This is a genomic window from Nocardia aurantia, from assembly GCF_009604425.1.
GTDB classification, from domain to species: domain Bacteria; phylum Actinomycetota; class Actinomycetes; order Mycobacteriales; family Mycobacteriaceae; genus Nocardia; species Nocardia aurantia.
Map to the genome: position 1 here is coordinate 321862 of NZ_WEGI01000012.1, position 13756 is coordinate 335617.

General features: G+C 70.3%; 14 protein-coding genes. 11 read left to right on the plus strand and 3 right to left on the minus strand.

The window, feature by feature from the left end:
- Positions 1-142 precede the first annotated feature (142 nt).
- Both NRB56_RS27740 and NRB56_RS27745 read left to right on the plus strand, forming a co-directional pair.
- Complete coding sequence (locus NRB56_RS27740) at positions 143-1072, plus strand: sulfurtransferase (RefSeq protein WP_319943620.1); 930 nt, start codon at positions 143-145, stop codon at positions 1070-1072.
- A 120-nt stretch (positions 1073-1192) separates the two neighbouring features.
- Complete coding sequence (locus NRB56_RS27745) at positions 1193-2995, plus strand: acetyl/propionyl/methylcrotonyl-CoA carboxylase subunit alpha (RefSeq protein ID WP_319943621.1); 1803 nt, start codon at positions 1193-1195, stop codon at positions 2993-2995.
- Positions 2996-3248: 253 nt separating this feature from the next.
- Here the strand turns inward: NRB56_RS27745 and NRB56_RS39840 are convergent, their stop codons facing one another.
- On the minus strand, positions 3249-5168 hold the full coding sequence (locus NRB56_RS39840) for a serine/threonine-protein kinase (protein ID WP_153347220.1): 1920 nt from the start codon (positions 5166-5168) through the stop codon (positions 3249-3251).
- A 214-nt stretch (positions 5169-5382) separates the two neighbouring features.
- Between NRB56_RS39840 and NRB56_RS27755 the strand changes: the two genes are divergently transcribed.
- The 4 genes from NRB56_RS27755 to NRB56_RS27770 all read left to right on the plus strand — a co-directional run bounded on the left by NRB56_RS27755 (position 5383) and on the right by NRB56_RS27770 (position 7354).
- Positions 5383-5829 carry a DUF1707 SHOCT-like domain-containing protein gene (locus NRB56_RS27755; protein ID WP_153347222.1) on the plus strand — a complete coding sequence of 149 codons (447 nt, stop codon included), beginning with the start codon at positions 5383-5385 and terminating at the stop codon, positions 5827-5829.
- A gap of 4 nt (positions 5830-5833) precedes the next feature.
- The gene (locus NRB56_RS27760) at positions 5834-6172 is read left to right on the plus strand and encodes a hypothetical protein (protein WP_319943622.1); all 339 of its coding nucleotides are present in this window, start codon (positions 5834-5836) and stop codon (positions 6170-6172) included.
- A 136-nt stretch (positions 6173-6308) separates the two neighbouring features.
- Positions 6309-6479 (plus strand): hypothetical protein, encoded by a 171-nt coding sequence (locus tag NRB56_RS27765; RefSeq protein ID WP_153347224.1) that lies wholly within the window; start codon positions 6309-6311, stop codon positions 6477-6479.
- Between the two features lie 74 nt (positions 6480-6553).
- A complete protein-coding gene (locus NRB56_RS27770; protein WP_153347226.1) occupies positions 6554-7354 on the plus strand; it encodes a biotin--[acetyl-CoA-carboxylase] ligase in 801 nt (266 codons plus the stop codon).
- A 241-nt stretch (positions 7355-7595) separates the two neighbouring features.
- On the opposite strand, the gene NRB56_RS27775 is transcribed toward NRB56_RS27770, so the two are convergent.
- Positions 7596-8552 carry an acyl-ACP desaturase gene (locus NRB56_RS27775; protein ID WP_319943623.1) on the minus strand — a complete coding sequence of 319 codons (957 nt, stop codon included), beginning with the start codon at positions 8550-8552 and terminating at the stop codon, positions 7596-7598.
- Positions 8553-8683: 131 nt separating this feature from the next.
- On the opposite strand from NRB56_RS27775, the gene NRB56_RS27780 reads away from it, so the two are divergent.
- From NRB56_RS27780 to NRB56_RS27790, 3 genes are all read left to right on the plus strand, one after another.
- On the plus strand, positions 8684-9232 hold the full coding sequence (locus tag NRB56_RS27780) for a PH domain-containing protein (protein ID WP_153347228.1): 549 nt from the start codon (positions 8684-8686) through the stop codon (positions 9230-9232).
- Between the two features lie 82 nt (positions 9233-9314).
- Positions 9315-9992: a response regulator transcription factor gene (locus tag NRB56_RS27785; RefSeq protein WP_319943624.1), complete on the plus strand. Its 678-nt coding sequence runs from the start codon at positions 9315-9317 to the stop codon at positions 9990-9992.
- Positions 9993-11297 carry a sensor histidine kinase gene (locus NRB56_RS27790; RefSeq protein ID WP_153347230.1) on the plus strand — a complete coding sequence of 435 codons (1305 nt, stop codon included), beginning with the start codon at positions 9993-9995 and terminating at the stop codon, positions 11295-11297.
- Between the two features lie 26 nt (positions 11298-11323).
- Here NRB56_RS27790 and NRB56_RS27795 read toward each other — a convergent pair whose 3' ends face one another.
- The gene (locus NRB56_RS27795; RefSeq protein ID WP_319943625.1) at positions 11324-11866 is read right to left on the minus strand and encodes a GtrA family protein; all 543 of its coding nucleotides are present in this window, start codon (positions 11864-11866) and stop codon (positions 11324-11326) included.
- Positions 11867-11989: 123 nt separating this feature from the next.
- Between NRB56_RS27795 and NRB56_RS27800 the strand changes: the two genes are divergently transcribed.
- Both NRB56_RS27800 and purE read left to right on the plus strand, forming a co-directional pair.
- On the plus strand, positions 11990-13213 hold the full coding sequence (locus tag NRB56_RS27800; RefSeq protein ID WP_153347232.1) for a 5-(carboxyamino)imidazole ribonucleotide synthase: 1224 nt from the start codon (positions 11990-11992) through the stop codon (positions 13211-13213).
- Positions 13203-13754, plus strand: coding sequence for a 5-(carboxyamino)imidazole ribonucleotide mutase (gene purE, locus NRB56_RS27805; protein WP_264767070.1), 552 nt, complete (start codon positions 13203-13205; stop codon positions 13752-13754). The genes NRB56_RS27800 and purE overlap by 11 nt, the downstream gene beginning before the upstream one ends.
- The last annotated feature ends 2 nt before the right edge of the window (positions 13755-13756 follow it).

The following is a 13756-nucleotide window of genomic DNA, read 5'->3' on the forward strand; positions in this document are numbered from 1 at the left end:
CCGGGAGACTTTATCGGATGAAGCTGCGACTTATTCGCTCATTCACCCGATTCGTGGTGTGGAACAAGTTCTCGTATTTGTGCGCACCTACGATCGGTGGGACAGCTGATCACCGCCCTGCCTCCTCGGAAGGACCGACCTCGTGTCCGTCGCACCGGACCCTCATCCTTCCTTCGGTCTGCACGCACATCCTCAACGACTAGTAACCACACAGTGGCTGTCGGCAAACATCGGCGCGCCGGGATTGCGGATCGTCGAATCCGATGAGGACGTCTTGTTGTACGACATCGGTCACGTACCCGGCGCCATCAAGATCGACTGGCGTGCCGAGCTTACCGATCCGCGGACGCGCGATGTCGTGGATGGCGTGCGTTTTGCCGAACTGATGCGGGAGAAGGGCATCGGGCGCGACGACACGGTGGTCGTCTACGGGGACAAGGCGAACGGGACGGCCGCGGCGGTGCTGTGGGTGTTCGACCTGTTCGGGCACGCGGACGTGCGGCTGCTCGACGGCGGCCGGGAGGCCTGGATCTCCGAGGGACGCGACACCACCTTCGAGGTGCCGCCGGCCGGATACGGCGAGTATCCGGTGCTGGAGCGCGACGACCACGGCGCCCGGGCCTTCCGGTCCGAGGTGCGGGAACAGCTGGCGAGCGGAGCCGGCGTCCTGCTCGACGTGCGCGCGGCGGAGGAGTACACCGGTGAGCTCGGGCGGATCGCCGATCGGCCCGAGGAACAGTCGCTGCGTGCCGGGCACATTCCGACCGCGGTGAACATCCCGTGGACCACGGCCGTCGGCCCGGACGGCCGATTCCGCTCCCGGGCCGAACTGGATCGCTGGTATCTCCCGCAACTCGCGGCGGCCGACGGCGGGACGATCGTGTACTGCCGGATCGGCGAGCGGTCCGCGCACACCCGTTTCGTGTTGACCGCGCTTCTGGGACTGGACACCGTGCGGGTCTACGACGGATCCTGGACCGAGTGGGGCAACGCCGTGGGCGCGCCGATTGTGCGGGGTCACGAATCCGGCGGTGTACCGGCCGCCACGCCGATTGCGGCACAGCGAGTTTGAGTTGTCGCACGTCCCGCTCTTCGGGACTACTCCTCAGTAGCCCCTAGCCGGGTTCCGGCTTTGTTGGCAGACTGCCTACACTCGCGAGAAGCGAAAGATGTCCACAGCACAGGAGGCTCAGTGCCCAGCCATGCCAGCGCGCAGATCACGAAGGTCCTCGTAGCCAACCGGGGTGAGATCGCGGTGCGTGTGATCCGGGCAGCGAAGGATGCCGGGATCGCCAGTGTCGCGGTGTATGCCGAGCCGGATGCCGAGGCGCCGTTCGTGCGATTGGCCGATGAGGCGTTCGCGCTCGGAGGCCAGACCTCCGCCGAGTCGTACCTCGTGTTCGACAAGATCCTCGACGCGGCCGCCAAGGCCGGCGCCGACGCGATCCACCCGGGCTACGGGTTCCTGTCGGAGAACGCGGATTTCGCGCAGGCCGTGCTGGACGCGGGCCTCATCTGGATCGGCCCCTCCCCGCAGTCGATCCGCGACCTCGGTGACAAGGTCACCGCGCGGCACATCGCCGAGCGCGCGAGCGCGCCGATGGCCGCGGGCACCAAGGATCCGGTGAAGGACGCGACCGAGGTGGTCGACTTCGCCAAGGAGTTCGGCGTCCCGGTGGCGATCAAGGCCGCCTTCGGCGGTGGCGGCCGCGGCATGAAGGTCGCGCACACCATCGAGGAGATCCCCGAGCTGTTCGAGTCCGCCACCCGTGAGGCCACCGCCGCCTTCGGCCGCGGCGAATGCTTCGTGGAGCAGTACCTGGACAAGGCCCGCCACGTCGAGGCGCAGGTGCTGGCCGACCAGCACGGCAACGTAATCGTGGTCGGCACCCGCGACTGCTCCCTGCAGCGCCGGTTCCAGAAACTGGTCGAGGAGGCCCCGGCCCCGTTCCTGAGCGACGAGGTCCGCGCCAAGATCCACGAGTCCGCCAAGCGGATCTGCCGCGAGGCCGGTTACTACGGCGCCGGCACCGTGGAGTACCTGGTGCAGGGCGAGACGGTGTCCTTCCTCGAGGTCAACACCCGCCTGCAGGTCGAGCACCCGGTCACCGAGGAGACCGCGGGCATCGACCTGGTGCGGCAGCAGTTCCGGATCGCCAACGGCGAGGAACTGGAGATCAAGGAGGATCCGACCCCGCGCGGGCACGCGATCGAGTTCCGGATCAACGGTGAGGACGCGGGCCGCAACTTCCTGCCCGCACCGGGCCCGGTGAAGGAGTACCGCGAGCCGTCCGGCCCCGGCGTGCGCGTCGATTCCGGCGTCGTCGAGGGCAGCGTCATCGGCGGTCAGTTCGACTCCATGCTGGCCAAGCTGATCGTGTGGGGCGAGACCCGCACCCAGGCGCTGGAGCGGTCGCGTCGCGCGCTGGCCGAGTACCACATCGAGGGCCTGGCCACCGTGCTGCCGTTCCACCGGCACATCGTCGAGAACCCGGCCTACATCGGTGACGGCACCAAGTTCGACGTCTACACCAAGTGGATCGAGACCGACTGGGACAACCCGATCCCGCCGTACACCGGCGCCGAGCCCATCGACGAGGACGACGAGTCCGCTCGCCAGACTGTGGTGGTCGAGGTCGGTGGCCGCCGCCTCGAGGTGTCGCTGCCGTCGCAGTTCAGCGTGGGCGCCGGTGTGGCGGCCGGTGCCGCCAACGGCGCGGGCGCCATCCGCAAGAAGCCGAAGCCGCGCAAGCGCGGTGGCGCCGGCATGGGCGCCGCGTCCGGTGACGCGGTCACCGCGCCGATGCAGGGCACCGTGGTGAAGGTCGCCGTCGAGGAGGGCCAGTCGGTCGAGGCCGGCGACCTGATCGCGGTGCTGGAGGCCATGAAGATGGAGAACCCGGTCAACGCGCACAAGTCCGGTGTGGTCACCGGGCTGGCCGTCCAGCCGGGCGCCGCCATCACCCAGGGCACCGTGCTGGCCGAGATCAAGTAAGGCCGAAACAAACCCGTCCGTGGGCCCCGCACGCTCTTGCCGAGCGTGCGGGGCCCACGCCGTCTTCCCGACCGCCGGGCCGTCGATTCCCTTGTGTCCCAGGTGAACCGGAGGCTTACCCGCCTTGGCCGGGATGTGGAACCGGAGGCTCACCCGCGCTGGCCGGGATGTGGAACCGGAGGCTTACCCGCGCTGGCCGGGGATGTGGAACCGGAGGCTTACCCGCGCTGGCCGGGGATGTGGAACCGGAGGCTTACCCGCCCTGGCCGGGGATGTGGAACTGAGTGGGGAAGCCGGGCGGGACCGGGATCTGCAACTGGGACGGCAGCTGGAACGGCTTCGGGGTGGTGCTGGGCGGCGCTGTGGTCGGGACCGCGGTGGTGGTTCTCGGCGCAGTGCGCGGCGCGGAGGTCGTGGAACTGGGCGCGGCGGGCGACTGATGGCTGCCCAGCGTGGATGCCAGCGCGGTGATGACCGCGACGAGAGCCAGCACCGCCACCAGAGTGCCTACACCGATCGCGGCGAGTTTGATCCTGCGGCCGCCCCGATCCGGCTGGATCCGATCCAGCGCCGCGGAGTGCCCGGTGAAGCCGCCGGGCAGCGCCGGGTCCGAGGCGGGCAGCACCTCGGTCGGCCGGGGTCCGGCTGCCACCGCACCGCCGGCTGCCACCGCACCGCCGGGCGTCACCGCACCGCCGGGCGCCATCGCACCGCCGGGCGTCACCGCACCGCCGGGCGCCATCGCACCGCCGGGCGCCATCGCACCGCCGGGCGTCACCGCACCGCCGGGCGCCATCGCACCGCGGGGCGGCGCCGCGAAGCCGGGAGCAGCCGCCGGAGGCGGCCACCCGGGCCCACCGGATCGGCTCGGCGGCAAGGAGGTGCCGACGGGATTCGGCGTGCTGCGGACCGGCTCCGGGGCATTCCCGCTGGACGGTCTGCCGGCCTGAGGTCCGGGCGATACCGGGTTCGACACGTTGCGGGCCGGTCCCGATGGAGCGCCGACGGGAGGCCGGGGTCCGCCGGAGGCGCCGGTTCGGCCCGGGTTCGACGGGTTGCGAGCCTGTTCCGCAGGGCCGCCGAGGTGCGGCGGGTGTCCGACGGGGATCGGGTTCGACGCGCTCGAAGTCGCTTCCGGAGCCCTGCCGACGGGAGGCCGGGCGCTGGCTGGGACCGCGGATCCGCCCGAGTTCGGCAAACTGGGGGTCGGTTCAGCGGGGCTGCCGGTCGGAGGTCGGTTTCCGGGCGCGGACCGGTTCGACGGGTCGGAGGCGGATGCGGAGGGGGTGCGGGTCGAGGGGCGGGGGCCCGGCTGTTCGCGAGGGGCCGCGGCGCGGTCCAGATCGGGTGGGGTGCGGGGGACCGCGTGGGGCATGCCGATCGCGGCGCGGGCCGCTGCCGCGAATTCTCCCGCGGTGGGGTAGCGGTCCTTCGACTTCTTCGCCATGCCGCGCGCGATGACCGCGTCCAGGGCAGTGGGGACGGTGGGGTCCGTCGCGTGCACGCTCGGGGGTGTCTGGTGCAGGTGGGAGTGGAGTTGTCGGGCCGCGTCGGTATCGCCGAACGGGCGTTGCGCCGTGAGGCATTCGTACAGCACACAGGCCAGTGCGTAGATGTCCGAACTCGCGTCGGCGTGGCCGGTGAAGCGTTCGGGGGCCATGTATGCCAGCGTGCCGACGGTGAAACCGGTTGCGGTGATGGTGGGCTGGTCGGTGGCGCGGGCGATGCCGAAGTCGATGAGGTAGGCGAATCCGCCGGCGTGCACCAAAATGTTGGCGGGCTTGACGTCCCGGTGGATCAGATCGGCGGCGTGCGCGGCGTCGAGGGCATCGGCGACCTGCGACACCAGATCGACGGCCTCCGGGGCGCCCAGTGGACCGGCGTGCAGGCGGGCCGCCACGTCGATGCCGGGAATGTAGGCCATCGCCAGGAACAGCCGGCCCTGCTCCTCACCGAAGGCGAGGATCGGCACCACGTGTGGATTGCTGAGCCGGGAACCGATTCGGGCCTCCCGGTCGAACCTGCGGCGATAGTCGGGATCCGCGCCCGTCACGGAGAGGATCTTGAGCGCCACGGCGCGCTCGGCGGGGTCGCGCGCCAGCCACACCTCGCCTGCCGATCCCCGTCCGAGCTGCCGTTCCAGCCGGTAGTCCCCGAACTGCCGCGTCGCCATCAACGCCCCCGCTCACCCCGGCCGTCTCCCGGCGCCGTCACGATCCGCGCAGCGGTCGGGGAAACTGCGGGTCGACCCGTGCCACACTGCCGGAACATGGCCCCGACAGTAGTCGGGACGCCCCGGTCGCAACCAGTGTGTCCCCGGTGACAGCGGCCCGGCCGCGGTCGGCCGCGCCCCGGAAAAACTCGGTGACGGGCGGTAATCTCGTCGTATGGCTGCAGATTCACCGGATATCCGCATCGGTACCGCGGAGCGCGAGCAGGCCATGCGGCGCTTGTCGGACCATTTCGCGGCCGGGCGGCTGACGGTGACGGAATTCGACGAGCGCACCGGTGTGGTCGCCGCCGCGGTCACCCGCGGCGACCTGGCGAAGGTGTTCGTCGATCTGCCCGAACCGGTCGTCGCGGAACCGGTTCCGGCCGCGCCGGCGATGCGGCGGCCCGGCGGCGCCCGGCCCGATGTGGTGGTCCCCGCGGTCGGTATCGCGGTCGTGCTGGCCGTGGTGCTGTTTCTCGCCACCCACCTGTGGTTCTGGTTCCTGCTGATCCCGGTCATCGTGCTGGCTCGCGCCGGGCGCAGCCCCAACGACCGGGAGCACCACCGCCGGGAACGGCGGGAGTACCGGCGGCGGGAGCGCCGGCAGCGCCGGGGACACTGATCGGGTGGAACCCATCGAGATCAACGCCGGCTCCTGGTACCTGCGCGCGCTGCGCGCCGACGACCGGGTCGACGACCGCCCGGCCCTCGCCGAGGGCGGTGTCACCGAACCCGGCTACGTCGAGCGCCGCGGCCGCGAATGGGCGGCCGAGACCCATCTGTCCTGGGCGGTCTGCGTTCCCACCACCGCCGAACTGGTCGCCGAGATCGGCGCCACCCCGCAACCCGGCGGCACGGTGACGATCTCCGGCTGGTCCCGCCCCGGGTACGAGAACGCGCTGGACGAGGGCCTCGCGGCCGTCCGCCGCTTCGTCGCGGGCGCACTCGGCTTGCAGCCCGCCTGATTTCGCGAATACGGGTCGCATATCGCTTGTGGCCGAACACTTTTCGACTCTCAGATGCGTAAAAGCGCTGTCTCCCTGCCCGGTCGGTCGGCTACTGTGGTGTCGTCCGACAGACGGCGCTTGGGGAGGGTGCGATATGTGGGCATGGGGCAGGAGCTACGCCGAACGGGCACTGGCGGCCACCTGGCAGAGCCGACGGCCCGTCGAACCGGAGCCGACGATTCTCGATCCGCGGCCCTGGGAGGCCGGCAACGAAGGGGAGACCGATCCGATGGATGTGGTAGCGGAGTACGAGCTGATCGGCTGATCACCGGCCCGGTTCCGGCGCCGTCACCGCGGCGCCGGAACGGGCGGTGGGGCCGGGGCGGGTAGCCTGCGGGAATGCAGAGGCCCCCGTTGGATGTCGACCGGTTGCGGCGCGAGGTCGCCGAATCGCCGGAACTGGAATTCTTCACCCGCGTCGATGTCGTCGAGTCGACCGGTTCGACCAACGCCGACCTGGTGATCCGGTCCGCCGACCCCGAGGCCGATCGGCAGGTGCTGATCGCCGAGGCGCAGGAGGCCGGGCGTGGGCGGCACGAGCGGGCCTGGGTGAGCCCGCCGCGGGCGCAGATCGCGATGTCGGTGCTGCTGCGCCTGGGCGACATCGATCCGGAGGTACTCGGCTGGCTGCCGCTGCTGACCGGCATCGCGGTGGTCGACGCGATCCGCGGCGTCACCGACTTGGACGCGAATTTGAAGTGGCCCAACGATGTTCTGATCGGCGGCCGGAAGGTGGCGGGCATTCTCGCCGAAATCGCCACGGGCGCGGCCACTCCCGCTGTCGTGGTCGGGATCGGGCTCAATGTGAGCCTCACCGAGGCGGAATTGCCTGTGCCGCATGCCACTTCGCTCACCCTCGCCGGTGCGCCGGACGAGGACCGGACCGCGGTCGTGCTCGGCATCCTCGCCGAGTTCGCGCGGCGGTTCACCGGCTGGCGGGACGCGTCCTGGGACACCACCGCCCTCGCCGCGGCCTATCGCGAACGCTGCGTGACATTGGGTGCCGACGTGCGGGCCGAACTGCCCGGCGGTGAGGTGCTCACCGGTATCGCCACCGACGTCGACGAGCACGGCCGGCTGCGCATCGGCGACCGCGCCGTTTCCGCGGGCGACGTCACCCACCTGCGCGCCGAGTACTGACCCCGGCCGCCGGTGGGCGATCGTGCCGCTGTTTCCGAGCCGCCCCGGGTGCACGGATCGGTGACCGGACGGCGGCCCGGGCAGCGGTGCGCAGCCCCGGCGTCCAGGGCCGACCCGGCTGCGGATCGGCGATCGACATGCTGCCCGGGACACTGACGCACCGTCCGCGTCGCTATATTTCCGCGCCGGGTACCGACCTCGATCGGTACCGGGCACCGGGTACGACCCCGGTGCGCCGGTACTACGCGATCTGCATGTCCCGTGCGGCTTCCCGGGCGAGCATGCGGTCGCGCTGCTCCTCGAACTTGGTGGCGTCCTGGTCCAGCTTCACCAGGTAAGCGGCGAGCTCGTCGCGCGCCTGCTCGCCGCGCGGCCCGAAATCGGTGCGGTCGAAGACGTTCCAGTGCTTCAGCACCGGTTCGATGACCTCCTGCAGATGCTGGCGCGGATCGTAGATCCCGTGCTTGGCCATCATGATGGCGTATCGGCGGAAGTTGGGCATCGAGCGGCCCGGCATCTCGAAACGCTGCACCAGATAGTTGATGTCGTCCATCATGCGATCCGGCACCAGGTCCAGCGCCGCGCCGGTCAGTGAGCGATAGAAGATCATGTGCAGGTTCTCGTCGGCGGCCACCCGCTGCAACATGTGATCGGCGATCGGGTCGTCGCAGACCTTGCCGGTGTTGCGGTGGCTGAGCCGGGTCGCCAGTTCCTGGAAGGTCACGTACGCGACCTGCATCAGCACCCCGCCCCAGCGCGGATCGGTGGGAGTCGGTACGCCCGTGGTCATATGGGTCATCCGGGCCTGTTCCAGCGCCACCGGGTCGACCGCGCGGGTCACCGTCAGGTAGTCGCGGATGACGATGGCGTGCCGGTTCTCCTCGGCGGTCCACCGGCCCACCCACGTGCCCCAGGCGCCGTCCTGGGTGAAGTTCGCGGCGATCTCGCGATGGTAGGCGGGCAGATTGTCCTCGGTGAGCAGGTTGGTGATCAGCGAGACCTTCGCGATCTCGCTCAGCCTCGACTGGGAAGGCTCCCAGTCGACTCCGCCCATCGCTGCGAAGTTGCGGCCCTGGTCCCAGGGGACGTAGTCGTGCGGGTACCAGTCCTTGGCCATCTCCAGGTGGCGGTTCAGGTGTTGCTCGGCCACCGGTTCCAGCTCCCGGAGCAGCTCGAACTGCGTCAGTTCCTTGGTCACACGTGCCTCCGCTGTCGCACATCGATGAAACCGAAAAGGTGGATCGAACTCGAGTCGAGCGAGAGAACTGCCTGGCATTCTTGCACCTTCGAGCCCTTCGACTCCACTGCCCCGCGCGGTAGGGTTTCTCCATGGGTTATCCGGAGGAACTGCTCGCGCCGGACGAGCAGTTGCTGCTGCACCGTCATCCGCACTGGAAGATGTTGTTCTGGCCTGCGGTCACTTTCGTCGTGGCGACCGCGATCGCCGGATTCGCCGGGGGCGCCGCCTGGCCACATCTGGAGGGCGCCAGCCGCAACGCGGTACTGATCGTCATCGTCGTGCTGTGGGCCGCAATCGTGTTGTGGCGCGGGCTCGGTCGGGTGTTGCATTGGAAGTCAACACATTTCATCGTGACCGACCGCCGCGTGATGGTGCGTGAGGGGGTGTTCACGCACACCGGTATCGACATCCCGCTGAATCGGATCACCAGCGTCCAGTTCCGCAACGGGCTCTCGGATCGGCTGCTGGGCACCGGTACCCTCATCATCGAGTCGGCCTCGGGCGAGCCGCTCGAGTACGACGACATCCCCGATGTGATGCAGGTGCACAATCTGCTGTACCACGAGGTCTTCGAGCAGGATCGCGTCGATCCGCGCTACGACCGGCCGCCGGGCACGGGCCACCAGCACGGGGCGTGACCGGATCCGGTCATCCGTGACCGGGTGCGGTCAACAGGGCATATCGAACACCGGGCACCACCCGAGTAAGTAGTCTTTAGCGGTGACCGCAGTACTGCTGGCCGAAGACGACGAGGCCATCGCCGCCCCGCTGTCCCGGGCACTGGGACGCGAAGGCTATTCGGTGACCGTGGAGAGCTTCGGTCCCGCGGTGCTGCAGCGTGCGCTGGAGGGCGAGCACGACCTGTTGATCCTGGATCTGGGTCTGCCGGGCATGGACGGGCTGGAGGTGTGCCGGCAGGTGCGGGCGCGCGGCGCCGATCTGGCGGTGCTCATGCTCACCGCCCGCACCGACGAGGTCGATTTCGTCGTCGGGCTCGACGCGGGCGCCGACGACTATGTCGGCAAGCCGTTCCGGCTCGCCGAGTTGCTGGCCCGGGTGCGAGCGCTGCTGCGCCGCAGCGGAATCGGCGACGAAGCGGTGGAGATCGGCGGTGTCCGGCTCGAGCCGCAGGCGCGCCGGGTGATGGTCAACGGCCACGAGGTGAACCTCGCCAACAAGGAGTACGAACTGCTCAAGGTGCTGATCGACCGAGCCGGCCAGGTGGTGCCGCGGGAGACCATCCTGCGCGAGGTGTGGGGCGACGCGGATCTGCGCGGCTCCAAGACCCTGGACATGCACATGTCCTGGCTGCGCCGCAAGATCGGCGACGAGGGCCCGGTGGCCGAGCGTCGCATCGTCACCGTCCGGGGTGTCGGCTTCCGGTTCAACGCCGACTAGATGCGCCGCCGAATCCTGTTGTCGATGCTGGCGGCATTGACCCTGACCACGGTGGTGCTGGGCATCCCGCTGGCCTATACGGCCTGGCAGTGGGTCGCCGACATCACCCGCAACGATCTGCGCGCCCGCCTGGACCGGATGTCCGTGGAGATCGTCGCGCAGGAACGTGACGACGGCCTGGTGCACGGCACCCTCGACCTGCGGTCGGTGCGGCCGCTGATCCCGCCCGGCGGCCGGCTCACGGTCATCTATCCGACGCCGGAGGACGCGGCGCTGCGGATCGACGCCGGGGTGTCGCGGGTGCCCGATCCGATCGTGGAGTCGCTGTCGATGGGCACCTCCGGATCACTGCGGCTGGAGGCCCCGTCCGGGCAGATGCACAACATGCAGCGGCAGGCCGTCGGCGCGGTGGCCCTGGTGGCGCTCGCGTCGCTGGCCGCCGGCGCGGCGGTCGCGGTGGTGACCGCCCGCCGGGTCGCCGACCCGCTGCGCGATGTGGCCGCGCGGGCCGCCCGGCTGGCCAAGGGCGATTTCCGCGCCGATTCCCGCCGGCACGGCATCACGGAACTGGATCGGGTCTCGGACGTGCTGGATTCGGCGACGGTCGAGATCGCGGGCCGGTTGCAACGTGAGCACGCCCTGGTGGCCGACGTCTCCCACCAGCTGCGCAGCCGCCTGACCGCGGTCCGGCTGCGGCTGGACGAGCTGTCGGCGCACAGCGACCCGGCCGTGGTGCACGAGGCCGAGGAGGCGATGGCCCAGGTCGACCGGCTCACCGCGGCCATCGACGAACTGGTCCGGACCTCCCGCGACGACGGCGCCGCCGACCGCGATCCGGTGCCGGTGGTGGCCGAACTGCGCAAGGTGATCTCGGAGTGGCGGCTGCCGTTCAGCGAGGCGGGCCGGATGCTGATGCTCTCCGGCGACCCATTGCTGCGGGCCCCGGTGACCGGTTCCCGGCTGCGCGAGGCGGTGGCGGTGCTGGTGGACAACGCCCTGATGCACGGTGACGGTGATTGCACGGTCTCGGTGCGCGCGGTGTACGGCGGGCCGGATCTGGCGCCGCTGGTGGCGGTGGAGATCGCCGACGAGGGCGAGGGCGTCAGCGACGAGCTGGCCCCGCACATCTTCGACCGTGGTTTCTCCGGCGCCGGCTCGACCGGTGTGGGTCTGGCGCTGGCCCGGGCGTTGATCGAGGCGGACGGTGGTCGCCTGGAGCTGCAACGCCGGCGGCCGGCCCTGTTCAGCGTGTTCCTCGGCAAGCCCGGCCCGCAGCGATCGGGCGTCGTCAACGAACCGCGCTGAGCGGGTGCTCACCCGAAACGGTGCGCTCAGCTGTGGCCGAGCTGCTCCTCCTCGTAGAGCCCCTCGATCTCCTCGACCAGGGTGTCGATCTCGTTCGGGAACACCCAGCGGCGCATCGACCAGAATCGGAACACCATCTGCAGCAGGTTGCCGATCACGAAGGCGCTGACGAAGTCGGCGATGTTCTCGGCGGTCAGGCTGACATGCGGGACCTGAAGGTCGAACACGTACCGCGAGGCCCACAGCGGGATGTTGCTGATCAGCACACCGATGCCGCTGACCACGAAGAACAGCAGCGCCTCGTGATGCTTCTCGCGGCCGCCGCGGCCCTTGAACGACCACTCCCGGTTCAGGATGTAGGACGCGATGACCGCGACGACACCGGAGATGATCTTCGCGGTGATCGGCTTGGAGGACAGGACGGTCAGCTTGAGCAGGTAGAAGATGCCGCTGTCGATGACGAACGTGGTGGCGCCGACGATCGCGAACTTGATCAGCTCGCGATGCCGGTAGGCGAACTCTCGCACCGCCGGCGGCAACACACTGACCACGTTGTCCAGGAATGACACGGGCCGAGTTTATGCCTCCGGCCTGAGAGGTCCCGTCGGCCCCCGTCGAACCGGAACCGGTTCCACACCGGGACGGGCGGCGATTGCCCGAGGTTGCCCCGTCGACAGGCCCGTCCGCCGGGGATGACAACATTGTGTGACGTGAGCGCTCGTTCTTTCGACTCGTCGGGAATGCCGACGGTGACCATGATCGGTGGCGGCCAGCTGGCGCGGATGACGCACCAGGCTGCCGTCGCGCTGGGCCAGTCGCTGCGGGTGCTGGCGGAGCATCCCGACGACCCCGCCGCCCAGGTCTCGCCCGAGGTGGTGCTCGGCTCCCACACCGACCTCGCGGCGCTGCGCAAGGCCGCGGTCGGCTCGCATGCGCTGACCTTCGACCACGAGCACGTGCCCACCGAGCATCTCGAGGTGCTGATCGCCGAGGGCGTGAACGTCCAGCCGCCGCCGCGGGCCCTGGTGTACGCCCAGGACAAGCTGGCCATGCGCCGCAAACTCGCCGAGCTGGGCGTCCCGGAACCGCCGTTCGTGGCGGTCGAGTCGCCGGCCGACGCACTCCGCTTCGGCGACGAGCACGGCTGGCCGTTCGTGCTGAAGGCGGTGCGCGGCGGCTACGACGGCCGCGGCGTCTGGATGATCGCCGACCGCGCCGAGGCGGAGCGCCTGGTCACCGAGCAACTGGCGGCCGGCGTGACCCTGCTGGCCGAACAGAAGGTCGACCTGAAGCGCGAGCTGTCGGCGATGGTGGCCCGCTCCCCGTTCGGCCAGGCCGCCGCGTGGCCCGTGGTGGAGACCGTCCAGCGCGAGGGCCAGTGCGCCGTCGTGATCGCCCCCGCCCCCGGCCTGTCCGCCGCCGCGGCGACCGACGCGGAGGCCCTGGCCCTGCGGCTGGCCGGCGAGTTGGGCGTCACCGGCGCGATGGCGGTCGAACTGTTCGAGACGCATTCCGGTGAACTGCTGGTCAACGAGCTGGCGATGCGCCCGCACAACTCCGGCCACTGGGGTATGGACGGCGCCGTCACCGGCCAGTTCGAACAGCACCTGCGCGCGGTCCTGGACTACCCCCTGGGCAGCACCCGCCCCTTGGCGCCGGTGACGGTCATGGCGAACATCCTCGGCGCCCCCGAGGCGCCCGAGATGTCGATGGACGAGCGCCTGCACCACCTGTTCGCCCGCCTCCCGGAGGCCCGGGTGCATCTCTACGGCAAGGGCGAACGCCCGAAACGCAAGATCGGGCACGTCAACATCCTCGGCGACGACGTGGCCGAGGTACGCGAGAAGGCGGAGCGCGCGGCGCACTGGATGTCGCACGCGGTATGGACCGACGGATGGGACCCCCATGGCCACTGACAACACCGCGCCCGGTTCGGCGGGGCACTCCGCCGGCTCCGCGCCCGGCCCCCAGGTCGGCCTGATCATGGGCAGCGACTCCGACTGGCCGACCATGGAAGCGGCCGCGGAAGCCTTGGCGGAGTTCGGAATTCGCTTCGAGGTAGGCGTCGTCTCCGCCCACCGCACCCCCCAGCGCATGCTCGACTACGCCCGCTCGGCCGCCACCCGCGGCCTCCAGGTGATCATCGCCGGCGCCGGCGGCGCCGCCCACCTCCCCGGCATGGTCGCCTCCGCCACCGCGCTCCCCGTGATCGGCGTCCCGGTCCCGCTGAAGTACCTCGACGGCATGGACTCCCTGCTGTCGATCGTGCAGATGCCCGCCGGCGTCCCGGTCGCCACCGTCTCCATCGGCGGCGCCCGCAACGCGGGCCTGCTCGCGGTCCGAATCCTCGCCGCCACCGACCCCACCCTCCGTGCCCGCATGGAACAATTCCAGGCCGACCTGGAGCAACTGGTCCTGGAAAAGGACGACGCCCTCCGCACCCGCCTCCTCGGCTGAGC